General features: G+C 39.9%; 28 protein-coding genes. 14 read left to right on the plus strand and 14 right to left on the minus strand.

Going from position 1 to position 24,129, the window contains the following annotated elements:
• Positions 1–39: 39 nt before the first annotated feature.
• From RIC88_RS16015 to RIC88_RS16025, 3 genes are read right to left on the minus strand one after another with little or no spacing between them, the layout of a single operon-like run.
• On the minus strand, positions 40–213 hold the full coding sequence (locus tag RIC88_RS16015) for a hypothetical protein (RefSeq protein ID WP_350218576.1): 174 nt from the start codon (positions 211–213) through the stop codon (positions 40–42).
• 45 nt (positions 214–258) lie between these two features.
• A complete protein-coding gene (locus RIC88_RS16020) occupies positions 259–447 on the minus strand; it encodes a type II toxin-antitoxin system HicA family toxin (protein ID WP_350218577.1) in 189 nt (62 codons plus the stop codon).
• Entirely contained in the window at positions 444–662 is a 219-nt protein-coding gene (locus RIC88_RS16025; RefSeq protein ID WP_350218578.1) for a type II toxin-antitoxin system HicB family antitoxin, read from the minus strand. Before RIC88_RS16025 ends, RIC88_RS16020 begins: the two co-directional genes overlap by 4 nt.
• Before the next feature lie 78 nt (positions 663–740).
• Between RIC88_RS16025 and RIC88_RS16030 the strand changes: the two genes are divergently transcribed.
• The 5 genes from RIC88_RS16030 (at position 741) to RIC88_RS16050 (ending at position 6,961) form a co-directional block, all read left to right on the plus strand.
• Complete coding sequence (locus RIC88_RS16030) at positions 741–2,912, plus strand: helix-turn-helix domain-containing protein (RefSeq protein WP_350218579.1); 2,172 nt, start codon at positions 741–743, stop codon at positions 2,910–2,912.
• Between the two features lie 329 nt (positions 2,913–3,241).
• Complete coding sequence (locus RIC88_RS16035; RefSeq protein ID WP_350218580.1) at positions 3,242–3,703, plus strand: hypothetical protein; 462 nt, start codon at positions 3,242–3,244, stop codon at positions 3,701–3,703.
• Between the two features lie 165 nt (positions 3,704–3,868).
• Positions 3,869–4,669 (plus strand): hypothetical protein, encoded by an 801-nt coding sequence (locus RIC88_RS16040; protein ID WP_350218581.1) that lies wholly within the window; start codon positions 3,869–3,871, stop codon positions 4,667–4,669.
• Between the two features lie 149 nt (positions 4,670–4,818).
• On the plus strand, positions 4,819–6,369 hold the full coding sequence (locus RIC88_RS16045) for a YARHG domain-containing protein (protein WP_350218582.1): 1,551 nt from the start codon (positions 4,819–4,821) through the stop codon (positions 6,367–6,369).
• On the plus strand, positions 6,353–6,961 hold the full coding sequence (locus tag RIC88_RS16050; RefSeq protein ID WP_350218583.1) for a DUF2306 domain-containing protein: 609 nt from the start codon (positions 6,353–6,355) through the stop codon (positions 6,959–6,961). The genes RIC88_RS16045 and RIC88_RS16050 overlap by 17 nt, the downstream gene beginning before the upstream one ends.
• 122 nt (positions 6,962–7,083) lie before the next feature.
• Here RIC88_RS16050 and RIC88_RS16055 read toward each other — a convergent pair whose 3' ends face one another.
• Positions 7,084–7,695 carry a histidine phosphatase family protein gene (locus tag RIC88_RS16055; protein ID WP_350218584.1) on the minus strand — a complete coding sequence of 204 codons (612 nt, stop codon included), beginning with the start codon at positions 7,693–7,695 and terminating at the stop codon, positions 7,084–7,086.
• A 29-nt stretch (positions 7,696–7,724) separates the two neighbouring features.
• Between RIC88_RS16055 and RIC88_RS16060 the strand changes: the two genes are divergently transcribed.
• The 5 genes from RIC88_RS16060 to RIC88_RS16080 are packed head-to-tail and all read left to right on the plus strand — an operon-like array spanning position 7,725 to position 12,040.
• Positions 7,725–8,159 (plus strand): hotdog fold thioesterase, encoded by a 435-nt coding sequence (locus RIC88_RS16060; RefSeq protein WP_350218585.1) that lies wholly within the window; start codon positions 7,725–7,727, stop codon positions 8,157–8,159.
• Positions 8,156–9,316 (plus strand): isochorismate synthase, encoded by a 1,161-nt coding sequence (locus tag RIC88_RS16065; RefSeq protein WP_350218586.1) that lies wholly within the window; start codon positions 8,156–8,158, stop codon positions 9,314–9,316. The genes RIC88_RS16060 and RIC88_RS16065 overlap by 4 nt, the downstream gene beginning before the upstream one ends.
• 3 nt (positions 9,317–9,319) lie before the next feature.
• Positions 9,320–9,565: a PLDc N-terminal domain-containing protein gene (locus RIC88_RS16070; protein ID WP_350218587.1), complete on the plus strand. Its 246-nt coding sequence runs from the start codon at positions 9,320–9,322 to the stop codon at positions 9,563–9,565.
• A gap of 5 nt (positions 9,566–9,570) precedes the next feature.
• The gene (gene menD, locus RIC88_RS16075; RefSeq protein ID WP_350218588.1) at positions 9,571–11,211 is read left to right on the plus strand and encodes a 2-succinyl-5-enolpyruvyl-6-hydroxy-3-cyclohexene-1-carboxylic-acid synthase; all 1,641 of its coding nucleotides are present in this window, start codon (positions 9,571–9,573) and stop codon (positions 11,209–11,211) included.
• Positions 11,192–12,040 carry a 1,4-dihydroxy-2-naphthoyl-CoA synthase gene (locus tag RIC88_RS16080; RefSeq protein ID WP_350218589.1) on the plus strand — a complete coding sequence of 283 codons (849 nt, stop codon included), beginning with the start codon at positions 11,192–11,194 and terminating at the stop codon, positions 12,038–12,040. Before menD ends, RIC88_RS16080 begins: the two co-directional genes overlap by 20 nt.
• Before the next feature lie 62 nt (positions 12,041–12,102).
• Here the strand turns inward: RIC88_RS16080 and RIC88_RS16085 are convergent, their stop codons facing one another.
• The 3 genes from RIC88_RS16085 to RIC88_RS16095 are packed head-to-tail and all read right to left on the minus strand — an operon-like array spanning position 12,103 to position 15,034.
• Entirely contained in the window at positions 12,103–13,026 is a 924-nt protein-coding gene (locus RIC88_RS16085; protein WP_350218590.1) for a FecR family protein, read from the minus strand.
• A 57-nt stretch (positions 13,027–13,083) separates the two neighbouring features.
• Complete coding sequence (locus RIC88_RS16090; protein WP_350218591.1) at positions 13,084–14,487, minus strand: carboxypeptidase-like regulatory domain-containing protein; 1,404 nt, start codon at positions 14,485–14,487, stop codon at positions 13,084–13,086.
• Complete coding sequence (locus tag RIC88_RS16095) at positions 14,477–15,034, minus strand: RNA polymerase sigma-70 factor (protein WP_350218592.1); 558 nt, start codon at positions 15,032–15,034, stop codon at positions 14,477–14,479. Before RIC88_RS16095 ends, RIC88_RS16090 begins: the two co-directional genes overlap by 11 nt.
• 5 nt (positions 15,035–15,039) lie before the next feature.
• On the opposite strand from RIC88_RS16095, the gene RIC88_RS16100 reads away from it, so the two are divergent.
• The 3 genes from RIC88_RS16100 to RIC88_RS16110 all read left to right on the plus strand — a co-directional run bounded on the left by RIC88_RS16100 (position 15,040) and on the right by RIC88_RS16110 (position 17,141).
• Positions 15,040–16,059, plus strand: a complete 1,020-nt coding sequence (locus RIC88_RS16100; protein WP_350218593.1) for an AMP-binding protein — start codon at positions 15,040–15,042, stop codon at positions 16,057–16,059.
• Positions 16,053–16,709 (plus strand): hypothetical protein, encoded by a 657-nt coding sequence (locus RIC88_RS16105; protein ID WP_350218594.1) that lies wholly within the window; start codon positions 16,053–16,055, stop codon positions 16,707–16,709. The genes RIC88_RS16100 and RIC88_RS16105 overlap by 7 nt, the downstream gene beginning before the upstream one ends.
• 87 nt (positions 16,710–16,796) lie before the next feature.
• Positions 16,797–17,141: a DoxX-related protein gene (locus tag RIC88_RS16110; RefSeq protein WP_350218595.1), complete on the plus strand. Its 345-nt coding sequence runs from the start codon at positions 16,797–16,799 to the stop codon at positions 17,139–17,141.
• A 76-nt stretch (positions 17,142–17,217) separates the two neighbouring features.
• On the opposite strand, the gene RIC88_RS16115 is transcribed toward RIC88_RS16110, so the two are convergent.
• The 4 genes from RIC88_RS16115 to RIC88_RS16130 form a co-directional block, all read right to left on the minus strand.
• The gene (locus RIC88_RS16115) at positions 17,218–18,267 is read right to left on the minus strand and encodes a PA0069 family radical SAM protein (protein ID WP_350218596.1); all 1,050 of its coding nucleotides are present in this window, start codon (positions 18,265–18,267) and stop codon (positions 17,218–17,220) included.
• 31 nt (positions 18,268–18,298) lie between these two features.
• Positions 18,299–18,562, minus strand: coding sequence for a hypothetical protein (locus RIC88_RS16120; protein WP_350218597.1), 264 nt, complete (start codon positions 18,560–18,562; stop codon positions 18,299–18,301).
• Positions 18,563–18,611: 49 nt separating this feature from the next.
• A complete protein-coding gene (locus RIC88_RS16125; protein WP_350218598.1) occupies positions 18,612–19,148 on the minus strand; it encodes a rhomboid family intramembrane serine protease in 537 nt (178 codons plus the stop codon).
• Between the two features lie 73 nt (positions 19,149–19,221).
• A complete protein-coding gene (locus RIC88_RS16130) occupies positions 19,222–19,683 on the minus strand; it encodes a hypothetical protein (RefSeq protein WP_350218599.1) in 462 nt (153 codons plus the stop codon).
• 142 nt (positions 19,684–19,825) lie between these two features.
• On the opposite strand from RIC88_RS16130, the gene RIC88_RS16135 reads away from it, so the two are divergent.
• The gene (locus tag RIC88_RS16135) at positions 19,826–20,149 is read left to right on the plus strand and encodes an Hpt domain-containing protein (protein ID WP_350218600.1); all 324 of its coding nucleotides are present in this window, start codon (positions 19,826–19,828) and stop codon (positions 20,147–20,149) included.
• Between the two features lie 3 nt (positions 20,150–20,152).
• Here the strand turns inward: RIC88_RS16135 and RIC88_RS16140 are convergent, their stop codons facing one another.
• From RIC88_RS16140 to RIC88_RS16150, 3 genes are read right to left on the minus strand one after another with little or no spacing between them, the layout of a single operon-like run.
• Positions 20,153–20,800, minus strand: a complete 648-nt coding sequence (locus RIC88_RS16140) for a SanA/YdcF family protein (RefSeq protein ID WP_350218601.1) — start codon at positions 20,798–20,800, stop codon at positions 20,153–20,155.
• Positions 20,797–21,456, minus strand: coding sequence for a TrmH family RNA methyltransferase (locus RIC88_RS16145; RefSeq protein ID WP_350218602.1), 660 nt, complete (start codon positions 21,454–21,456; stop codon positions 20,797–20,799). Before RIC88_RS16145 ends, RIC88_RS16140 begins: the two co-directional genes overlap by 4 nt.
• Positions 21,457–24,051: a DNA gyrase/topoisomerase IV subunit A gene (locus tag RIC88_RS16150; protein ID WP_350218603.1), complete on the minus strand. Its 2,595-nt coding sequence runs from the start codon at positions 24,049–24,051 to the stop codon at positions 21,457–21,459. It abuts the gene before it with no gap.
• Positions 24,052–24,129: the final 78 nt, after the last annotated feature.

Raw genomic sequence — 24,129 nt, forward strand, 5'->3', positions numbered from 1 at the left:
TTTGTTGATGGTAGCGATTTTTAGTTGGAGTGGCAATGATTACTTGATATTCTTCCTTCTCCATTCTTCGTTTTCATTTCTAAATGAATCAATAGAAAGAATATCTCCTTTTTTGATCACTTTTAAAGACTCATCAGATCTTAATTCTAATTCTGCCTGAGTAATAAGCTCATCCATTCTTTTCAATGCAGATGTATTTTCTATTTTGATCAACCGATCAATATTTTTTCCAAAACACCTCTGATCAATATTGAATAATCATTTCAATCCCGCCTGTTTCAAAATACTGTTTTCAGTTCCCTTGGCTAAATCTTTATTCTGCCCATGATCCGGGACGGTTACCCTACCAGGTTTAGTAGGGTGCTTATACTGTCGATGACTGCCTTTCTGAGCAACCAAAAACCAACCATCTTTTTCAAGCAATTTAATTATCTCTTTTACCTTCATGCAACGTTGGGAATGAGCATAGTCATTGCTTCAGTAGTTGGTTTGGGTATCTCCACACCATCTTCTTTCATCCCTTCCAAATGCAGTAAAATTGCCTCCTGTATGTGTCCTTCTACTTCTTCTTTTGTATCACCTACGGAAATACACCCTGGAAGATCAGGAACATATGCACTATATCCATTGCCTGTGCTTTCAAAAACAATTACATATTTCATACATTAAAATTATTCAAAATATTGAATGAAGTTTAGTCTCCCCTCCTAATATAATGATCAGACTACTATCTTCGCTCCATGAACCAATTCAGTGATGCTGCAGAGCTAGCTGCCAATTACGTAAACAGCACCAATCGTCACATTTTCCTCACAGGAAAAGCCGGTACCGGCAAGACGACCTTCCTCCGAAGCATTGTCAAAAACACGTACAAAAATGCGGTGGTAGCCGCTCCTACCGGCATTGCAGCCATTAATGCTGAAGGTGTAACGCTTCACTCCTTGCTTCAGTTGCCTTTTGGGGCATTTGTACCGGAAGAGATTCCGTTTGCGGAACGAAACATTCAGGTAAATACCCCCGCTTCGCTTTTCCGTGAAGCTAAGTTTGGAGCGCAAAAACGGAAACTCATCAATGAGTTGGAACTCCTGATCATTGATGAGGTGAGTATGCTGCGGGCGGATCTGTTGGATTGCATTGATGCAACTTTGCGCCACCTGAGGAAAAGAAGGTTTGATCCTTTTGGTGGGTTGCAGGTGTTATTCATTGGTGATTTGATGCAGCTTCCCCCGGTGGTCAAACGAGAAGAGCAGGGACTCTTGCAGCAGTTTTATGCGTCTCCTTACTTCTTTGATGCGTGGGTACTGAAAGACAACCCTCCCATTCGGGTTGAGCTGAACAAAGTCTATCGCCAAACCGATGAGACATTCATCAAACTTCTGAATCGCCTGAGACACAATGAGCTACTCGAAGACGATGTGGAACTGCTGAATGAGCATTATGATGCTGAGGTAGCAAGTAAGAACCAGGAAGGATACATTCACCTGACCACCCACAATCAAAAAGCAGATAAAATCAATACGTCCAGACTCGCTGATCTGGACGGAAGGGATGAACTTTTTACAGCAGATATCGACCGGGATTTTCCGGAAAACGCCTATCCCAACGAGGTGAACCTTCGACTGAAGGAAGATGCTCAGGTGATGTTCATCAAAAACGACCCGAGTGGTAAAGGACAGTTCTTCAATGGGAAAATCGGAAAGGTGTCGAGTCTGGAAGATGGCATCAAAGTAAAATTTGAAGATGGAACGGAAGTAGCGGTAGAGCAATATGAATGGGAAAATGTGCGGTATGTGCTCAGCAAAGAAACCAAAGAGGTCGAGCAGAAAGTGCTAGGTACTTTCAAACAATACCCGGTCAAACTGGCATGGGCAGTGACTATTCACAAAAGTCAGGGTCTCACCTTCGAGAAAGCCATCCTCGATCTGGAAAATACATTTGCTGCAGGGCAATTATATGTAGCACTTTCAAGACTCACTTCACTAGATGGATTGATTTTGTCAAGTCCATTACCGATGCGATCACCTTCCATTGATGATCAACTCAAGTACTTCATTGAGAGTTTTGAGGATACACAAAAACTGGAGAAACAATTCGAAAACGATCGGATTGGATTCATTCGGATGTTTGCGGAACGTGCCTTTCTATTTGATTCGTTGCTGAGGGAATTAGTCAATCATAAAAAGACCTTCAACAAAGATGAGAACCGATCTTTGAAGCAAAAACAGCTTCCCTGGACAGATGAGCTGATCAACGATACCTTTCCGTTGAAAGACGTTGGAGAAACCTTCATACGGCAAGTCAATTCACTGTTATCTAAAGGAGAATGGCATCAGCTGGCGGAGCGGATGACGAAAGCATCTGATTACTTCACAGAACAAATCACAGATAAAATTGATCGGATAACTCAACTGCATCGGACATTGAAAACCCAATCACAGGCCAAGACCTATAGGGCAGAGTTGGTGGAGTTGAAAGACCTGTTCAGCAATCAACTAAGGCAAATCGTAAAACTCAATTTGCTTATCCAGCACATTAACGAAGGCAAGCCACTGACAAAGGAAGCCTTGCAAAAACATTCATCGACAAAGCAAGTCAATCAGGCGGCTTCCAAAGACAAAACACCTACAGCCGAGATCACCTATGAGATGTACAAGGAAGGAAAATCGATTAAGGTCATTGCGGAAGAGCGTGGTTTGGTTGAGGGAACCATCGAGTCTCATCTGGCGAAGTATGTTGAGATTGGCGATCTTGATGCTTCTCAGTTTGTAAAACCTACCAAACTCAAGGCCATCCTAAAATGCTACGATGAAGGCTTGACCAAGTCTGGTGAGATCAAAGGGGCATTACCCGATAGCTACACCTGGGGTGAGATTAAGATGGGGATTGCGCATGCTCAGGCAAACTCCAACTAACTATCCCGGATTCATTCCGGGATCTTCGATAAATATTGGAAGATCCCGGGATAATGATCATTAAAAATAATTAACGTGAGTTCGATGTAAGCATTAAAAAAAACCAACAAAAAACCGTCATTCAGAGGCTCTTCGGGCTGATTGTGGGTTGGAAGCCCTGCCTTTGTCGGCAGACAGGCGTGGAATCTCTTCGAATCGGAAAGACCTGTCCGTCCGGAAGGCGGGCTCCACGCCTTTTTCCCTCCCATTTCCCAATTGAAAAAGGCTCTGAGTAACGTTTAGATAGGTTTTTTGTTGGTTTTTATCCCGAACTCACGTTTATTAAAGCAATGTTTGAAGAAGAAGATGACATACCAGACAGTAGAAACCTTCCCATTTTCCAAAAAGGGATGGAAATCGCTGAGCTTGTTCGTGCTTTGGTCGATTTAATTCCTGAGGATAATGAAATATTACAAGAGGTTGGAGTATGGATGATGAATGACGCCCACAACCTGGCAGTGAAAGTCTCAGGAGCTGAGGCCGGTGACCTTTATGATATCAAAATGGAATGCGCTGCGATCATCAGAAGGTCAGCGAGAGAACTTGTCGTGCAAACACATAGTCTGGAAATGCATGGATTTGAAGAAACGCAGTATTTCCAACTCTTACGAGATGCGGTAGAAGAATATCGCTTATTGTTTATCGACTGGATTGAAACGTTTGATCCCTGGAATTATATCATAGATAGATGGGGATTGTTTAACCCTCCCGGAGTTGGTCCCCATGATCAGGATCCGGATGATTTGTATTAATTCCAATGCCGGATTTTACTTGATATTACTCGCAGAACCTTCTGTCAACTTTTTGAAGATCCCGCATCAAGTGCGGGATGACCTCATTGCAAATACCAACCAGAAATAATCTGCTGTTTTTATACCTTGTTAAAACATTTTTCCCTCTTATAGACTTTTAACAAAATGAAAATCCTGCTAAGAATCTCATTACTGCTTGTCTTTTTACAGATTTCTTCATCCATACAAGCTCAAATACTTCACACAGAAAGTTTTACGGTTATTCTGGATTCAACCAGAAGAATGAAGGGTTCAATTGTTCCTGATTTCAATTATAAAAACCTGAGAAAAGACCTTTTCTCTTTTGAGAACACAGCAGATTTATCCGCGAAAGTTGGAAAAAATGCACTTACGGTCGCAAACAAGATCGAACTTTCGAAGTTCGGGGATGAAACGCTGGTTAGTGGTGGATATATCTATGCTGAATACAGAAATGTGATGGAGAAAAAACAATCCATTGAATTTTACAGCCAGGTCCATTGGGCGGAAGCACGAGGCATGGAACGTAAATATGCCTTTGGAGTGAACAGCAGATGGAGGATTGTAAACAGGCCTACATTGGGATTCTTTGTCGGTATTGGTCCATTTTATGAATTTGAACGGTGGAATTTTGACGGTGTAGCAAATACAGAAGCAATTGCAGATACCACGCCAATTGAAACAGAGAATGTTAAACTCGGATCATACGCCAGCTTAAAATATGCACCCTTCGATAAAATATTCCTTGACATTAGCGTGTATTACCAAAGCCGGTTCGATGAGCTGGTTTCCACCCCACGATTTGCTTCCAGCTCTCGATTTACGTATCAGTTTAGCAAGATTGTAGGGTTATCATTGATCTACCAAAACATTTATGATCCTACTCCTACTGTACCTATCGACAAATTGTACAATAATATAATTTCCGGATTCACCATCACTTTCTAAATAGCTTTCCCCAAAGCTGGCCATTCGGAAGTACGATACCCTCCTGAGCTTTTACTTCTATCTAGCGGGAAAAACGACACAACCATTATATTTGAAAGGTAGATAAACGCCATATGGCGATTAAATTGAAGTTAGACGCAATTACTTCCATGAGAATATTATCAATTGCCATTATTTCACTTTTGCTTTTCTCTTGTTCAGACAACCAGCAGAAAAAACAGACAGCAATCGAACAGAAAGAGATACAACAAGAACCTATACAAAAAGAGCAGATAAAGGAAGAGGTAATAGAGCTTCCTGAACCTAATCAAAATAATATTGAATATGCTCAACTAGATTCAACTATCAGTGAGGACATAAAAAATCTTGATAAAACATTCATATCCACCCCATTTTATGTGAATCTAAAAGGTCGAAACTTTTATATCATCTGTACAGGCAAATACAACTATAAAATAGAAAGATTCAACGGAACTCTCAAATACGGACTAGCAAATGATTCATTAACTGTATTGCTAGAACCAGAGTACGATAAAATCTATAACCCTAATCTAACCATTGAAGATTGTTTTGAAATAGAGCGCAATTCCAAAATTGGATTGGTTAACTATCGAACAGGTGATATTCTGCAACCACAATTTGACTGCATTCTTCCAAGCTCAAATGAACCAAATGAAATAGCTTATGGATTAAAAGACGGTCAATGGTTCAAAATCCAAAACAGTGAAATATCTCTTCCAGTAGAAATAGCTTTTGACCCCATTCCGATTTTGAGAACTCTTTCTTTCAATATTAAAAATGTTGGAGAAAATATGATGTTTGACAGTTATTGGGAATACTACGAGGATGATGCTAATGAGGGACGAGGTGTAGTTTTAATTCCGTCGTATGTTTCATACCTAGGTCTATTAGATCGGGATTACACTGATATTATACTACCTGATCAAGAAGGTAGAATAGATTTTGGGACCAAAGAAGTTCGGCTATCGACTAGTTACAAACGAAGTTTGTCTGACAAGCTGGTGGCCTTTTTAGTGTCTGCATATGAGTCGGGGATTGGTGCGAGGGGGTATCATAGAGAGGCAAAACAACTAGTCGTTCATAATGAAGCGACAAATTCACTTTATACAACCCATCTTGCAACACTGAGTGAAAGTGACTACTTCTGTGGGGAGGCTAACTACAGGTTTGTAAATGACTCGATTATTGAAGTAAAAGTAAACTCGCGAGAGTACAGAAACAGAGCACAGAGGTATGAATTTGAAACGAATTTCATCTATCACAAAATAGAAGAGGATGGATCTATAAAAGAATTAAAATCCATTCGATACTATGATTTCACAAAATTTATCTTAATTGATGAAAGTAACTTTAAAGGATGTTTTGCTTGGAGAATTTCAAATGCTTCCTACTCGGATGAACACAATATGTGGGTTGCAGATCATTTATCAATTGAAGATTTAGACATAATGAGAAATGAGATTTTCGCTGAATACGGATACAAGTTCAAATCCGAAAAATGGCAAAAGTATTTCTCGAAGCAACCTTGGTATACCCCAAAATATGACGATGTGAATGACATGCTAACAGAAATAGATAAAGCTAATGTTAAATTTATCTTGAAGATAAAAGAGCAGATGGAAAGAAACGAGGATAGCTTTAGAAATAAGCGACCTACGAAGTATGTTGCTGCTGGTTAAAAGAATATATTTTGTTTTTGCTCTATTCGTTTGCCTCTTAATCATTCAGAAGTCCTTAGAATATTACATCCCAAATTTTGAGGTGGGTTTTCTTATTGGAAAGTCAAGTATATTTCCCATTTATAAGTTATTCCTCTATAGCCACATTATTGGCGCTCCTATTGCCCTTCTGACAGGTCTATTTCAATTCTCATATAGGAAATCTAATCTACATCGAAGAGTCGGTTTAATCTATGTCTCTTCAATTTTGCTTCTTGCAGGACCGGGAGGACTTGGAATGTCTTTTTATGCACTTGGGGGCACGCTAAACATCATCAATTTCTTATTGCTTTCAACTTTATGGTTGATAACTACATTCCTGGCATTTTACTATGCTAAACAAAAGGATTATGAAAAGCATCGTTCAATGATGATTCGGAGTTTTATTCTGACAAATTCTGCCATTCTAATTCGCCTCTTTTCTTACATTAACCACGAACTACTGATTTTTGAAATTGAGATCGGTTACATTATTATTTCATGGATTAGCTGGCTACCAGCATTACTAACCTACGAACTTGTACAAATGAAAAAGCGTCTAACAAGCGATTAGTAAACATGCCTCATGTAGCTACTTGAAAGTGTAGGGCAAATCCGCTAGCTTAAAAGATAAAAAAGTCCAGAGACACGTGCTATATCTGATTGTTCCCCAATGAAGCCCATATAAAGCCCCATTCACCCCAAATGCCCAACCCGATTAAAATCTTTCAGGTAAAACGAACTTCCCCGGTATCCCAGTACGTAATACGAACAATTGGCATGTGGGAAGCCATCCATGAAATTCAGGGGATAATTCAGTGTCCAGCTTAATAATACGCGCATGGCTCTTCCGTGCATGCAAATGAGGATATTTTCACCATCCGTCTCTAACACCTGCTGCATTGCTGTTTGCTGTCGTTCCATCACCTCAAGCGGATTTTCTCCGCCCCCTACATTCAGGTGAAGTTCTCCCCTACGCCAGCCGTTTACGGTATCCGCATAAAGGTTTTTCGCATCGTATGAAGCTTCTTTTCCTTCCTGATTGCCCCAACTAATCTCATCAAATCCGTCCAGGGATGTTACGGGTGTTCCATTGTGAATGAATTGGCCCACCGTTTCTTTTGTGCGAATCAAAGCAGAAGTAAAAACATGATCAAATGGAATGTCAGCTAGCATAGCTCCGGCCTTTCTGGCCTGCTCTTTTCCGGCTTCATTGATCGAGGCATTCACCCCCCGCCCTTGCACCATTCCATTCTTATTGAAATCGGTTTCTCCGTGTCGAAGTATAAAAATCGTCTTGCTTTTCAAGGTTGCTTTACGTTGGTTTGCTGGTACAAATGGCAAATGAACGAATTTTTCCCGATTACATCGAATTAGATGCTGTTAATAGCATGTCAAAGGGATGTATGGTAGAACATTTGGGGATCGAATTCACCGAAATAGGTGCTGACTATCTTGTTGCAACCATGCCTGTAGATCATCGAACCAAGCAACCCATGGGATTGTTACACGGTGGTGCTTCGGTGGCATTGGCTGAAACGATGGGTAGTGTAGGTGCCACGTTGACCATTGACTTAAACAAACAATATCCTGTTGGTCTGGAGATCAATACCAATCACATTAAATCAGCCACTGAAGGCCTGGTGACCGGGACAGCCAAACCGATTCACTTAGGCAGAGGTACGCAAGTGTGGAGTATTGAAATTCACAACGAAGACAAAAAGCTTGTCGCCATCAGCAGGATAACCATCGCTATATTAGATCGAAAGTGAAAGAACTCGCCTCCATTTTAAGCTTAAAGCAGCCGGAAGAGTTGATTGACCAACTGGCTGAGACCGGATATTCATTCGCTGTTTGGCGCATGCCCAACAGTACGGAAAGTAAATTCATTATCTCGCTAACCGAGCCTACCCAAATCCCTGACCTTCAGATTGCTAATACCTCACCCGGATTTGTAATCAATGCCTTTGGGGATAACCATCCGATAAAGCCGTATTTCATTAGCGCAGACATTATTATCACGAATCAAAATGTGGAGTTTAGTCCCAACATTAGCGATGTACAAATTGATGCTTTTAAAGCGCAGATAAATTCAATCTCGAAGAGAAAAAATCCAAGCAATAAGGCTTCACAGCCTACATCCAATGCGTTTGAAGAATTGGTTGAAAGAGCAGTTGCTGAAATTCAAAAGGGCACCTTTGAGAAGGTTGTACTCTCCAGGTTTAAAGATGAAGAGATCCCATCCGGCTTTTCACCGTGGCAGTTTTTTGAGACCATATCGACTCAGTATGCAAATGCGTTTTGCAGTTTGTCCTTCATTCCCGGAAAGGGTATGTGGATAGGTGCATCTCCTGAATTACTGATTTCGGATGATCATAACAGCTTTAAGACGGTCGCTTTAGCGGGCACGAAAAGACTTGAAAACGGACAGAAGCTCAGTGAAATAGCCTGGACACAAAAAGAAATTGAGGAGCAGGCACTCGTGAGCAGATACATCATCAACTGCTTTAAGAAAATCCGTCTCCGGGAATTTCATGAGCACGGTCCAAAAACCATACAGGCCGGGAATCTGGCACACCTCAAAACAGAGTTTGTGGTTGATTATTCGGAGGTTACGTTTGAGGACTTAGCAGATCAGATGCTGGAGCTGCTCCACCCTACCTCGGCAGTCTGTGGCATGCCCATTGAACATGCGAAACCGTGGATTAAAGAAGTAGAAAATTACGATCGCGAGTTTTATTCCGGCTTCCTGGGACCTGTCAATTTTGAGGACTCCACCAGTCTTTTTGTCAACCTCCGGTGCATGAAAGTAATGGATGCGTACATTCGATTTTTTGCGGGTGCAGGACTGACAGAAGATTCTGATCCACAGAGGGAATATGAGGAGACGGAGATAAAAATGAATGTTTTGAAATCTAAACTATACTGAGTTATGGAAATGTTAGAATTTACTAATCGTACAATGATGATTTTAGGCGGGTTTTTCTTTTTAGCTGTTGTGCTTTGGATATGGGCGTTGATTGATATTTTCAGGCTTAGCAGAAACAGTAAGGAAAGCCCAGCTCCCTGGCTACTATTGATCATTTTGTTTCCAATTCTTGGATCGATTATTTTCTTTCAGATTGGACGAAAGCGAATGAAAGACAGTAACCGTACTTTTGATCCCAAGTTTAATTAACATAAGTGCTCCACCCTACGGTTTTTAATACTTCCCAAATCTGTCACCAGCTTGGGGTACGTTATGCGGTGATGTCTCCGGGATCCAGAAATGCACCATTGACTATCTCCTTTGCAAGACATGAAGGCATCAAGAAATATATCATTCCGGATGAGCGCTCTGCTGGGTTTGTTGCCCTTGGTATAGCCCAGGAAACGAAAACACCTGTTGTTCTTTGCTGCACAAGTGGATCAGCATTGCTTAATTATGCCCCGGCGATTGCAGAAGCTTACTACAGAGAAATTCCATTGATCGTTCTGTCAGCAGATCGTCCACCTGAGCTGATTGACCAGCGGGATGGTCAGACGATCCGACAGTTTGAAGCATTGAAAAATCATGTGAAGGGCTCGGTTAATCTTCCATTGGTATCAACAGAAGTTGAAGCAAAGAACTATTCGGAAATGCTGATCCAGGCATTGCAAGATGCAACTACGCTTCCTTTGGGTCCGGTTCATATCAATGTACCTTTTAAAGAACCGTTCTATCCTGAAGCCGGTCAAGCATTAGAATTTGAAAAGGTTGAAATGGATGAAGTAGGTGATTCTCCCATTTCCAGAAAGCTCAATACAGATTTAACTCCTTACAAGAAGGTGCTCATTCTGGTAGGCCAAAAAGATCCTGATCAGGAATTGGAAGCTCAACTGAAATCAATTTCGAAGTTAGTTCCGGTTCTTAGGTCACCTTTGAATAACCTGCAAGTAGGCATTCAACATGTGGATGGCTTCATCAGCAACCAAAAAGAACTGCAGCCCGACCTTTTGATTACCACTGGTTTGTCCGTTCTCTCAAAGAAATTAAAGCAATATTTGAGGTCTCAACCTCCAAAAACTCATTTTCATTTTGACCCAGCCGGAATAGAGGTAGATACCTTCCAGTCGTCTCCTCGCTTAATCAAGGAGGCGTTAAGTTCCTTTTTAAAAACGCATTCGTTTGATCATGCGGACAGCAATTATATAAGGGTATGGAAAGCTGCGGAGGTTAGGGCTCGTCAAGCATTAGATACCTTTAATCTCCTGGAAACATTCAGTGAATCGAAGGCTGCATTTCAGGTTTTAGAGACATTATCAAGCGATTCTATACTTCATTTAAGTAACTCTATGCCAGTTCGTTATGCAGACCTATTTGGAGTTAAAAATTCTATTCAAACGTATTGTAACAGAGGCACCAGCGGCATTGACGGATGTACGTCTACAGCGATCGGAACGTGTATGGTTTCAGACCGAATGAATGTGCTGCTTACCGGCGACTTAGCTTTTCTCTACGATCGGAATGCTTTCTTTCATAATTATGCCTTACCCAATTTACGGGTGATTGTTTTGAATAATCAGGGTGGCGGTATTTTCCGGCTGATAGATGGCCCTGCCAATCTGCCGGAGCTGGAAGAGTATTTTGAGACCAGGCATAATCGAACAGGGGAATATATTTGCACTGAAAGCGGATTGGAATACGAAAAGGTTGACAATGAAAAAGCGTTAGTTTCTTCATTGAAATCATTTTATGAACCTTCTGAACATGGCAAGGTGCTTGAAATCTTTACTGATCCGGAAACGAACCAACGTGTATATAAAGAATTAAAAAAACTCCTTAATGAGCGAATCGAAAATTGACTGGAAAACAGCCGAAGGCTTTGAAGATATTACCTACAAGAAATGCGGCAAAGTAGCCCGCATTGCCTTCAACAGGCCTGAGGTACGAAATGCTTTCAGACCTAAGACGGTTGCAGAATTGTATAAGGCGTTTCTTGATGCGCGAGAAGATGTCAACATTGGTGTAGTGCTGCTAAGTGGTGAAGGTCCCTCTGCTAAAGATGGTGGCTGGGCGTTCTGTAGCGGTGGCGATCAAAATGCAAGAGGACACCAGGGCTATGTGGATGAGGATGGCATGCCTCGCTTAAACATTCTTGAAGTGCAGCGATTGATTCGATTTATGCCTAAAGTTGTCATTGCGGTAGTCCCTGGATGGTCTGTCGGTGGCGGCCACAGCTTGCATACTGTTTGTGATTTAACGCTGGCAAGTAAAGAGCATGCCATATTTAAACAAACCGACGCTGATGTAACCAGCTTCGATGGCGGCTATGGTTCCGCTTATCTGGCTAAAATGGTAGGTCAGAAACGAGCAAGGGAAATCTTCTTTTTAGGCAGAAACTATTCTGCACAGGAAGCATTTGAAATGGGAATGGTCAATGCAGTGATCCCTCACGATCAGTTGGAAGATGAGGCCTATCAATGGGCACAGGAAATCCTGGCAAAATCCCCTACTTCCATCAAGATGCTGAAGTTTGCATTCAATCTTACTGATGATGGTATGGTTGGTCAACAGGTATTTGCCGGAGAGGCCACAAGATTGGCGTATATGACAGATGAAGCCAAGGAAGGAAGGAATGCTTTCTTAGAGAAGCGAAAGCCTGACTTCAGTGATATCAAGTGGATTCCTTGATCAAAAAAAAAGTCCCATCATGTGTTGTGATGGGACTTTTAAAGATTGTAATTATTAGTTCATTAGCACCCTTTTCCTTTGAGTATTGCTTTTCCATTGGTGTATTCAAATTCCACTCCGAATGTTCTTGCGATAATCTCAAGCGCATCTTTCGGCTTTTTCTTATTGAATTTGGCTGTTAGCTTACATTCTTTGAATGAAGGATTTTCGAAGGACACTTCTATTCCATACACATCCTCAATGACAGACTTTACCTCTGACATTCTTGAATTGTTAAAGCTAATAATCTTAGTTTTCCAGGCGAGATAATTAAGATTGTTATTGTTCTTCTTGATTATTCCCTTGTTCACGCTATTGATTAATCCCATTTCACCCTTGCTAAGAGTGACAGCCACTTCCTTTTTTCCATTTTTCATTTTTGACAGTTCCACAAGCCCAGACTCTACGCATACTTCTGTCTTGGCTCCATAAGTATCTATGAGAAAGCTTGTGCCTAACACTTCAATCTTTGCATTATCCGTGTGGATGATGAAAGGTCTGGATTCATCTCTTTCAATATCAAAATAAGCTTTACCAGTAACCCTTACCTCTCTTATATTGTCTGTAAATGCAATAACCTCAAGGCTAGATTCACCATGAAGGGAAATTTTACTTCCATCAGTAAGCTGTTTGTTTGAAAAATTGCTGTCTGTGGAGTTTTGGTTCAATACAAAAAGCAATGAAATGGCCAAGACTAACACTGCCGCACTAGCATATTTCACCCAACTTTTCATCATAAAAGGTACTTGCTTAGCTGAACTTTCTTTCAAAATTTCGCTTAGTACACCTACCGGAGCATGAATTTCAAGCCCGCTGTTTAACCAAACAGTCTTAGCCTCTAAAAATGCTTTTGCATTAGATTCAGACTCTGATCTCCATGATTCGATCAAGGATATTTCGTCCTTATCTGCTTCACCAATAAAATATTTTGCCAGTACTTCTTCCATTTTCTTCTTATCGTCTGGTTATTAACAACTTATAAGCCTATACCCCTTAAGTCTTTTTTACAAATTATCGTATTTCGGATCATAATTAATTGGGACCAGATCTGCTATCCTTTCCCATGACCAATACCCATAAGTTGTTATTCCAAACCTATCCATTATTTCACCAGACAAATCTAATCTAACAGATCCTTTCAATAACTTCAAGATTGAAATTTGATTATCTGGTTGGTGTAACAATACACCTTCTTTTGAGATTTGGTCTGGGTACAAAAGGCCTATATATTCACTTAAGCGAAGAAATTTCTCGCTCTCCTTTTCTTTTCTAAACTCAACTATCAGATAATTCTTGAAATCCAAAACATAGTGGTCCCCTTTAAATACGAGGATATCAGTAACATCTAACTCCTGGTCCTTATCAATCTCGAATTTGTCAATATTTCTTAATTGATAAACTCTAAAACCTTCTTTCTTTATATCTCCACTTAAAAGGGATTTTTTGAAATGATTAAAAGATCCATAATAGCTATCTCTTCTATTCCTTCTCCAAGATCTTTTTTCACTTCCATTTAATGGTTCAAGATTACTAAAACGCATTTTTCCTCGAAATCTTAAGTCATTCTTATTTTTTATGAAAGACTCCAAAAAATAGTTGATTCTATATCCTAACGCATCATTTCTAATTTGAATGGGCTGCTGTGCAAAAGCTATTAGCGATTCATCTGAATTATCGAAACTAAAATTAATCACCTCTGGATTTTCGATAACACATTGTTCAGCATTATTAGATTGACTTAGGATTTCCCTTCTAAAAATTGAATAATGATGCATCCAGCTATTTTCATTTTTATGTATACGATTTGAAATGACCTCAACTTCTTCCAACTGTCCCAAATCCAATTCCATTTGATGGTTTTGTATTCTTGCGCCCCCATTATTTTCCGAAATTTGATAAACAGCGTTTTCAAAACCTACATAAGAAAATACAATGTTATAAAATCCCGGAGGGATTGATTCTAGCTTATAATTACCATCTAAATCGCTGGATACCCCTATAGTAGTACCATCAAGAAAAACATTGGCGTCATTTAAAGGCTGTCCGTTTTCATCGGTCACTTTACCTGAAATGCTGAAGAAGTTCTTCTTTCTTATTACTTGCTCAGGTGGTTCATAATTCAAAATGATCTGATCTTTGAAAAAGGTATATTTTAGCCCCGTGCCAGCCAAAAGCTTGGATAAGAATTGGTCAATTGGCATATTTTCAGCTGAAATAGCATAAAGACTACCCTTTGGAAGTAAATTCGAATTGTAACTAAAGAAATAGTTTGTTTGTGCACTTATACTGTCAAAAATGACGTCAAGCCCAACATTATAGAAATCTCCATTTATTAGATCGTTCTTTCTGTTTTGACTGATGCACTGAAGTGAAATAACAATCAGGCATAGCAAGAAACTAGCTCGCATCACGTAGATTTTTAAGATCTTGCAAGCTTTCCCTTAAAACTTTTAGTGCCTTGCCCATCTGAACTTCTACTGTTTTTACTGAAATCCCCAAATGATCCGCAATTTCCTGATACTTTAATCCTTCGAACCTACTTAACTTGAAAATCTCAGAGCATCTGGGAGGAAGTTTGTCTATTTCAGCATAAATACGCTTTCTGGTTTCGTCCGGGTCTTTGATGTCAAAGTCATTCTGATAAGTAGACTCCATCATTTGAACAACATACTGACGGTAGCCATCTTTTACCTTTTCATGCTTGATTGTGTTTAGGCAGGAATTATGTACAGATCTGTACAGATAACTCTTAATGGACGAGTCCGCGGAAAGGGTGTCACACTTTTCCCAAAACTTAACAAAGACGTCTTGAACGATTTCTTCAGCCTCTTCACGAGTATCCATGAACCTTGAGGCATACAGTACCATTATTCCATAATATTGATTGAAGACGAGTTCAAATGCCCGCTTATCTTTGTTGATTAATCTACTTACTATTACCTCTTCGTTTTCCAAGCGCAGTGATTATAAAATCTAAAAATTTCGTTTTAAAGTTAGAAGAAATTCTAAAAGATAATCTTCCAACAGAAAGATATAACGAGTTAGAAAACTTTGTGTTGAAATTAATTCACAGTTGGCATTCAGGCCAGCAATCTTTTACTCATCAAACTTCCGGTTCAACAGGAAGACCCAAAAAAATAGAAATTAGTAGGGAGAAGATTGAATTAAGTGCCAGGGCTACCCTAGCTTTTATAGATCCTAAAGGCATGATTAAAACATCACTCCTTTGTTTAAATCCGGCACATATAGGGGGAGCGATGGTCATTTACAGAGCGCTGATTTTCAATCAAGACCTAACACTTACTACTCCCTCGTCCAGCCTGCTGAGTGAATTAGAAGACAATCAAATGTTTGATCTTGTCTCTATGGCTCCTCTACAATTCAAGAGCTTAAGTAAACACGAGATCGAAAGATTCAAGATAATCTTAATAGGCGGAGCTCCAATGCCAATTATAAAAAACGAGTATGCAACCTCCATCTACTCAACCTATGGCATGACCGAAACAGTGTCGCATATTGCATTGCGGCCAATTGACAAGGATATTTTTAAGACAACAGGTGATACTACTATAAAACAAGGTAGTGATCAATCACTATCTGTAAAAGGCTCCATAACAGACCACAAATGGCTGGAAACCAATGATATCATTGAGTATGTTGATCGCAATTCCTTTAAATGGATTGGGAGAAAAGATTTTATTATTAATTCAGGAGGAATAAAGGTTAATCCTGAAAAAATTGAAGACCATTTAAGTTCTCAATTCAAAAAGGCCTTTATGGTCGGATACATCCCTGACGCAAACCTTGGAAGAAGGGTTGTCATCCTGTCAAGTGAGAATCCAAAAAAAATCGACTTTTCCGGGCTTAATAAATACCATATTCCAAAAGAGATTTTTTGGAATCAAACCATTTTTCAAACAGAATCAAAAAAAATAGATCGAAGGAAGACACAAGAACATTTTGAAAAATCTTTATGGTGATCACTATATCATATCAGCCCCAACATTTGGCCCCTCCTTTCGCCTATGCGGCAGTTTTCAAATTTGAAATCGGGAGCAAGGAAATCACGGCCGAACTTACTTTAGAATATCTGGGACGTGACACAATTTCTTTAGATGAATTAAAAGCAGAAGGATTTACCAAGAATGATGATTATTCCTGGAGAGGTGTTATTGACCCGAAATGGAAAGCCGATATTCTGTCTTTTTCGACTTTACAAATTCAATCAGAACCTGATAGCGAAATTTACTTACACATCGCTATTGAGGATGAACAAAAAGGCTTTGCGAAAGACATCCAAAGTGCGGACGTCCTATTTCAAGAGTTGCTACAAGCTGTCATCGAGCAAGATCAAATAGAGGCTCCACTAAAAATTCAGCTAAGATTAAATAATAAGCCCTATGAGATAACGTGGGAATTCTCAAAAAGAGTAATTAATAAAAATGAAATAGAAAGCAAAGATTGGGAAACAGGAAGGGAAATCATGAATCATATTTATGCTCTGGATTTTGATAAATTAACAGGAATAAGAAAACCTTCTTCGGATTCTGTTTTACTGGATGAATTGTGGTATCCGATAAATGATAACATCAAGAATAATTTGATATCAAATTTGGAAAATTTGGGCTGATCGATCATGAAGGATTTTTGTGATTCATGGCTAAAAAATGTATCTTCAAGGAGATTAACATTCTATTTTCAACCTTAATTCAACCAAATGAAAAGCTTAGGATTTATAGGAAAACTCATGTATGCTGGGCCACTGGTAATGTTTGGAATAGCGCATCTGACAAGTGCCGATGATATGACGGGAATGGTGCCTGATTTTCTGCCAGCACCATTAATTTTTGTCTACTTGACAGGAATTGCGCTCATTCTGGCTGCTATAGCAATTGTCATAGGGAAAAAAGCCAAATTGGCCACACAACTTTTGGGGTTAATGCTGCTTTTATTTGCCCTACTCATACATCTGAAAAACTTTGGAAGCGATCCTTCTATCTTTTTAAGAGATATAGCATTAGCCGGGGCAGCATGGTTTATGAGTGCCCATTTAAGCGACTAATCAAAACCTTATTCTATAAATAATTATAGGTAAGTATGAAGAGGAAGCCCCTGACGATACTGTCAGGGGTTTTTTATTAGAACAAGCTGTAGCTCCCTCCCTTTCTAAAATGGGAGGTCTCTAACGGTGCAAATGATCGATCTTTGAAGTATTTCCTCTTGCTTACTTCAAATAGCTTTCTGATGACTTCTGATATTTTACCATCTCCTTTTATACGTCGACCAAACTCCACATCATTCACATTACCTCCATGTAGGTCCTGTATTTGATGCCACACTTTCTCCACCCTGTCTGGAAATGTCTTTTTAATCCAGTCATGGAAAATAGTCCCTATCTGACCATTAAGTCTTACCACCGTATAGCTGGCAAAAGAAGCTCCGGCATCTGCTGTGGCTTTTAATATTGCTGGTATTTCATGATGATTCAGTCCGGGAATGATTGGCGCGTTCATTACCCCTACAGGAATATTATTATGGGCTAGTTCCTCCATTGCCTTTAGTTTCTTTATCGCACTAGCGGTCCTGGGCTCAAGCTTTTGCCTGAGTTTTTCGTCAAGGGTTGTGATAGAGAAAATCACATGAACAAGATTAGCTGAGGCTAATTCTTTTAGAATATCGATATCCCGGACAACTAAAGCATTCTTTGTAATAATTCCTACTGGATTTTGATACTTATTGAATACTTCGAGCAGTTTTCGAGTGAGTTTAAACTGCTTTTCTAATGGCTGATAGCAATCAGTGTTACCACTTAGCATGATGGTTTTAGGTTTCCATGTAGGCTTCAGAAATTCCTTCTCCAACATTTGAGGCGCTTCGGGCTTTACAATGATCTTGGTCTCAAAATCAAGCCCTGCACTAAACCCCCAGTACTCATGAGAATTACGGGCATAGCAATATATACAACCATGTTCACAGCCTTGATACGGATTGATGGATGCAGACATACCAATGTCTGGACTCTTGTTTGTAGAAATTATCTTTTTAGGTGTCTCAGTGAATACCTCAGTCTTAGGCTTGTCAGTCAACATCTCTTCATCCAAACCATCAATTTCATCCGTGCTAATGTGATGATTTAAAAACTTGTTTGGTACGTTGATTTGCGCTCCTTTTCCTTTGATATAATCCACAATGTGAAAATACTAAAATTTTTAGTATTTTCTATTGGCACTCATCCAATTTCTTTTGAAGATTTTCAATTTTAAGACTTAGCGATTTATTCTCTAGTTCGAGGTTGTTTATTTGTTTTTTTAATTCGGTAATGTCTAAAGTTTTATTGTAGGCTACATCGGTTGTTTCGGCGCTTTGGAATGTGTCGTCTACCTTGTATTTAGCAAGTTCTTCTTCCAATACTTCATACTTTTTTTGACTAACGCACCCGGTAGCACAAACTGCAATGAACAGCAGCATAATAATCTTTTTCATATTTAATTTGTTTTAATTAAAGAGTAAAACAACATATGGATACAAATGTTTATTTGTTCCTCAGCAACATCGCAGTAACTAACCCAACAACAGCTCCCATCAAGTGAGACTCCCAGCTTACCCTATCATCGAACGAAAGTAAACCATAAGCCATACCTCCATATAGAAATATGACACTGGCGCTAATGATCACAGACTTAAAATTGCGATTGAACAAACCGAAAAAAACCAGGAAAGAAGCCAGAGCATAAATAAGGCCGCTAGCACCAATATGAAAGAAAGGTCTTCCAAAGATCCAAACTAAAAGGTTGGTGAAAAAATATGCTTGCAGAAACACCCGTTGTGCGATTCTTGGGAAGAAAAAGAAAAGGGTGCCTCCCAGGACCAATAATGGAATGGTATTGGATGCCAGGTGGTTGAAATTGCCATGCAGTAATGGAGCCATTACAATACCAATCAAGCCTGAAACCTCACGTGGATAAATCCCTAAATAGCCTAAATCCACCTTCAAATAAAACTCCACAGTAAACACAAGCCACATAAAGAAGCAGAGCCTGAGAGGTGGAACTATTCCTGACTTGTGCATTGGGTTAAATTAATTAAAAAACCCTGATCTCAATGATGAAATCAGGGTTCTAAATGTTTTACTTAGGTGTTCGCTATTCGATCTCTTTGATCATCTTCAACTCCATCAACCTGGACTCTTCATAACTCACAGAGAGATAACCAAGAACTCCACCAGAAGCTTCTGCAATCTTTTTTGCCAGGTCCTTTAGGCTTGCATGAAATTTTATGGCAAAGTTTTTGTTCACCTTAGGCAGGATGAAATTTAATTTTCTCAACTCTGTGGTAATAGCAGAAATACGTGCTTCTGTTCCTGAAGGAAGGTCATCTACCAGCTTATTAAAATTAGTTTCGAATTGCTCACTGACCAATTTGTAGAATTCAGCAAGCTGCTCTCTTGATCGGCTCTGTTTATTACGAGCGATATCAATAGCTTCTCTTCGTTCGGATTTATCAATCTTACCGTCTGCTCCGGCAATTAATATAGCTACATATACAGGGGCCTTGAGCATCACCTGTATTTCATCTTCTCTTAGGGATTCTAATTCTGGGATCATTCCTTTTTGGGATTTCAAATTTTCGGCTCGAAAATACAAAATAATTTCCGCGTAGGTGACGACATCAACCCTAAATTTTGTCTATGATTTTTACCTAGAAGAAATTGATTGATGTTAGATTTATCATCGGATTAAGCGAATTATGGAAAAAATAGATTTTACCTACTTAGAGGTTTTAAGTGAGGACGATGAATCATTCAAAGATGAGTTCATTGAAACGTTTGAAAGTACCTATCTGGAACTTGTGGAAAAGATGCGAAAAGAGCTTGAAAACAAAGACTTGGATGCACTTTCCAAATCCGCTCATCAATTGAAGCCATCTGCCAAGATGATTCAACTTCCCTGTGCTTCAACATTGGAGGAGATTCAGAACCATCCGGAAAAAGCATCTGAAGAAGTTTTGAAAGATATTGATAAGCAATGTGAAGATGCACTAAAACAATTAAAAGACTGGGTTGGAAGATGATTGCTAGATAGGAAGTTGGATTTCCTCCCCCATATATTTTGGCTCTCGCTGCAATACATAAAGATCCAAAACTGCAATTGTACGCGCAAGGATTTCCCGAATGGCAAGTAAATTCCCAACTGGCCCTCCATCATCTGCAGAAACCGCTACGGCCTCCATTCCAAAATATCGGGCGATAAAAAGGGAACGATAGCAGTGAAACTCCTGGGTAACAATTGTTACTCTACTTTGTCCAAAAACCTCCTTACATCTCACGACAGAGTCTAACGTTCTCAGACCAGCAAAATCAAGCGAAATATGTTCTTCGGGTATGTTTAGGTCCCCCAAGGCCTGCAGCATATCCCTGGGCTCGTTATAGTATTTGGTACGATTATCTCCACTTACCAGTATATGCTTGACTTTCTCATCCGCATGTAACAAAGCTGCTGTTTCCATTCGCTCCACAAAGAAACGGTTGGGTTTACCCTCAACAGTTCGTTTGCTTGTACCCAGGACCAATGCCACTTCATTTGAAGGGACTTGCACAGGATCATAGATTAGATTTTTTGTGGACTGCACAACCCAAATATTTGTCCCCAGCATGAAGAGCAATAATGTGATTGTGATCCAAAAACCCAGGCGAATAAGTTTTTTGGCGGTGATTTTTATCATACTTCAACTCCTTTCGATCTTAAAATTATATCAGATTCCCGAACAATCTTTCTGTACCACTCGGATCTAAGAACCAGCATCTCCTGATCTGTAAGTGGTGGCCATCTATTTAGCTTTGATTTTAGAACAGTCAAACAAATGGCAGCACTGACTGACAAATTAAAACTCTCGGTAAATCCACTCATAGGTATATGAACAAACCCGTCAGCCTTTTTCCCTGCCTCCTGTGTTATTCCGTCTGCTTCTGTCCCGAAAACGATGGCAGTTTTTATAGACGGATCAATGTCTTCAATCGATTGTGACTTCTCATGTAATGAAGTAGCATAAATCTGATATCCATTCTCCCTGAGTGATTGATAACATTCTGACACATTATCCTCAGCTCTATTGTGATGATGCAACGTCACCCACTTTGCAGCACCCTGACTGATGATCGGATTGACCTTGTAGTCATTCTTGTTTTTGATGAAATGAAGGTCCTGAATACCCATACATTCTGCTGTTCGCAATACCGCACTTACATTGTGAGGTTTATCAATATCCTCGAACACAAGTGTCACATGTCTTGTTCGTTGGTTAAGCACCCGCTCGATATGCGTCTGCTTATTTTCAGACACAAACTGTTCCAGGATATCGATGACCTGTTGCGGATTCATTTACTCTTTCTTTTCACCAAATAAACCTAGCTGATTTTCTTCTTCTTCTACTTCACTCTTGATTGTATTCTTGATCTCATCTAAATCGATAGTTGACTGCTTTGGTTTCTCCTTTTCCTCTTTGATCAAATCCACCGAGATGACCTGCTGTACCGGAAGTTTATTACCGATCGCTTTCCACCCTTTGATATCGATCAGATTCATTAAGTCAAGTTTCTTCTTCTCATGCTTGCGTCCATCCTTGTAAGTAACCTCTACGTCAGTATTTATTCCCTTTGAAATGAACATTAGCTTTGAACTTCTTGCTTCAGTTACAAACGAAAATTTCTTATCAGGCGTATTTGTTTCAATGATGAATCGCTTAACGAAATAATTCTTTGACTCACCATCATAGTGAATCGCATTGAAGGATGCATCTGGTTCGAGTTTATAAATACCCATCAGGCTGTTAAAATCATAATGATTGGTCAGTTCAAACGAAGTGGTCTCGTAACTTCCATCTCTGTAGAAAGCGACTATTTGATCTTCTGACTTGAAATTACCGAGGAAATCACCTCGATCCTCTCGGTTCAACCTCCCTACTGTAGGATCATACCAGATGTCTACGCCTCCAAGTGTGGATTTTCCCTCTTCCTTCAGGACAATTTTTCTTATAGGATATTTGGTCAGGATGTTTCCACCCGCTCCCCTGCCTTTGATCTCCAACTCAGAAAAGTCAAAATCAAACACTTTCTTTCTGGCCTTGCTTGCCTGTGTTAATGATACAGTAACAATCTCAGCTTCGCCATTCGGATTGGCAGTGAAGTAGTGCACCTTCCCCTTTCCTCCTTTGGTGAGATCATACTCACGATCTCTTGTTACAGAAAGCACCTGAAATCTCTTCACGTAAGAATTTCCTGACTTGGCATCTACATAAGCCATATTGTAGACCATCCTCTCATCGTTTTTCTTAAATACTCCAGCGTACAGAATATCCTTTCCAACAAAAGTTTTGTCTTGGATTCGGGTTACCACGCATTTACCTTCTTTGGTAAAAGCAATGATGTCATCAATATCCGAACATTCGCATACGAACTCATCTTTCTTCAAACCATAACCAACAAACCCATCCTGCCTGTTGACGTATAGTTTGGCGTTATTAGCTGCAACAATATTGACATTGATAGTATCAAAGTTGGTGATTTCCGTCTTACGTTCACGGTTTTTTCCATACTTGTCCAGTAAGTTTTGATAGTATGAAATAGCAAACTCAGTGAGATTATCCAGGTTGTAATCTACCAGTGAAATCTTTTCTTGTAGCTCTTTGATTTGAGCATCTACCTTGCTTGTATCAAAGCGGGTAATACTGCTCAACGGCTTATCTATGAGCCTTTTGTAATCTTCATTGGTGATTTCCCTATAGAACTGCTCAAAGAATGGACTAAACAATTTATTAAGGACTTCATAACACTTTTGGAGGTCCCCCGAATTTTCATAATCAGGATGTTTGTACATTCCCTCATTGATAAAGATTCTAAGCAAGTCACTAAAGAATATTTTTTCTTTTAGCTCTGCTTTTTCAATCTCCAGCTCCTGTCTGAGTAAATCAATGGTTTGATCTACCGACTGCTTCAGAATCTCCGAAACGCCTATGAAATGTGGTTTGTCATTAATGATGACGCATGCATTTGGTGAAATTGAAACTTCACAATCGGTGAATGCATATAAAGCATCCATGGTAATATCCGGAGAAGTGCCTGATGCCAGACTCACCAAAATTTCAATATCCTTAGCGGTATTGTCAATGACCTGTTTGATCTTGATCTTGCCTTTGTCATTGGCTTTTACAATGGACTCAATCAATGAAGTGGTAGTGGTTCCATATGGAATGTCACGAATAGCTAAGGTCGACTTATCTACCTCTTCGATAGTGGCTCGCACGCGTACTTTCCCACCTCGTTTGCCGTCATTGTAATCTGTGACGTCAATTTTACCGCCAGTCAGGAAATCGGGGTATAGTTTCACCTTCTTTCCTTTTAGGGTCGCAATACAACCTTCCAGAATCTCACAGAAATTATGTGGAAGCATTTTAGTAGAGAGCCCTACAGCAATCCCTTCTACTCCTTGAGCTAACAATAAAGGGAACTTCACCGGAAAGGTGACCGGCTCTTTTTTTCTACCATCATAGGAAAGCTGCCATTCGGTGGTTTGTGGATTGAAGATAACCTCCAGAGCAAACTTGGACAGCCTGGCCTCAATATAACGGGCAGCAGCTGCAGAGTCTCCTGTACGAACATCCCCCCAGTTACCCTGCATGTCAATTAACAGATCCTTCTGCCCCAGGTTTACAATCGCATCGCCAATGGAGGCATCTCCATGTGGGTGGTATTGCATAGCACTGCCGATGATGTTAGCGACCTTGTTATAGCGCCCATCATCCATTTCCTTCATGGCATGCAGAATCCGGCGCTGAACAGGTTTCAGGCCGTCATTGATAGCAGGGACTGCTCGCTCCAGGATTACATATGATGCATAATCCAGAAACCAGTTTTCGTACATCCCGGATATCGGGATTACATCGTGTATCTCTTCCTCGTTTTCGTGTTCTTCTCCCATTTACAAATTATTCATTACCGGATCTATGCCCGTTCACATTAAAAACTATAACTCACAAATCTGATGTTGTCAAACATA

Source organism: Ekhidna sp. (genome assembly GCF_040220215.1).
Taxonomy (GTDB): domain Bacteria; phylum Bacteroidota; class Bacteroidia; order Cytophagales; family Cyclobacteriaceae; genus Ekhidna.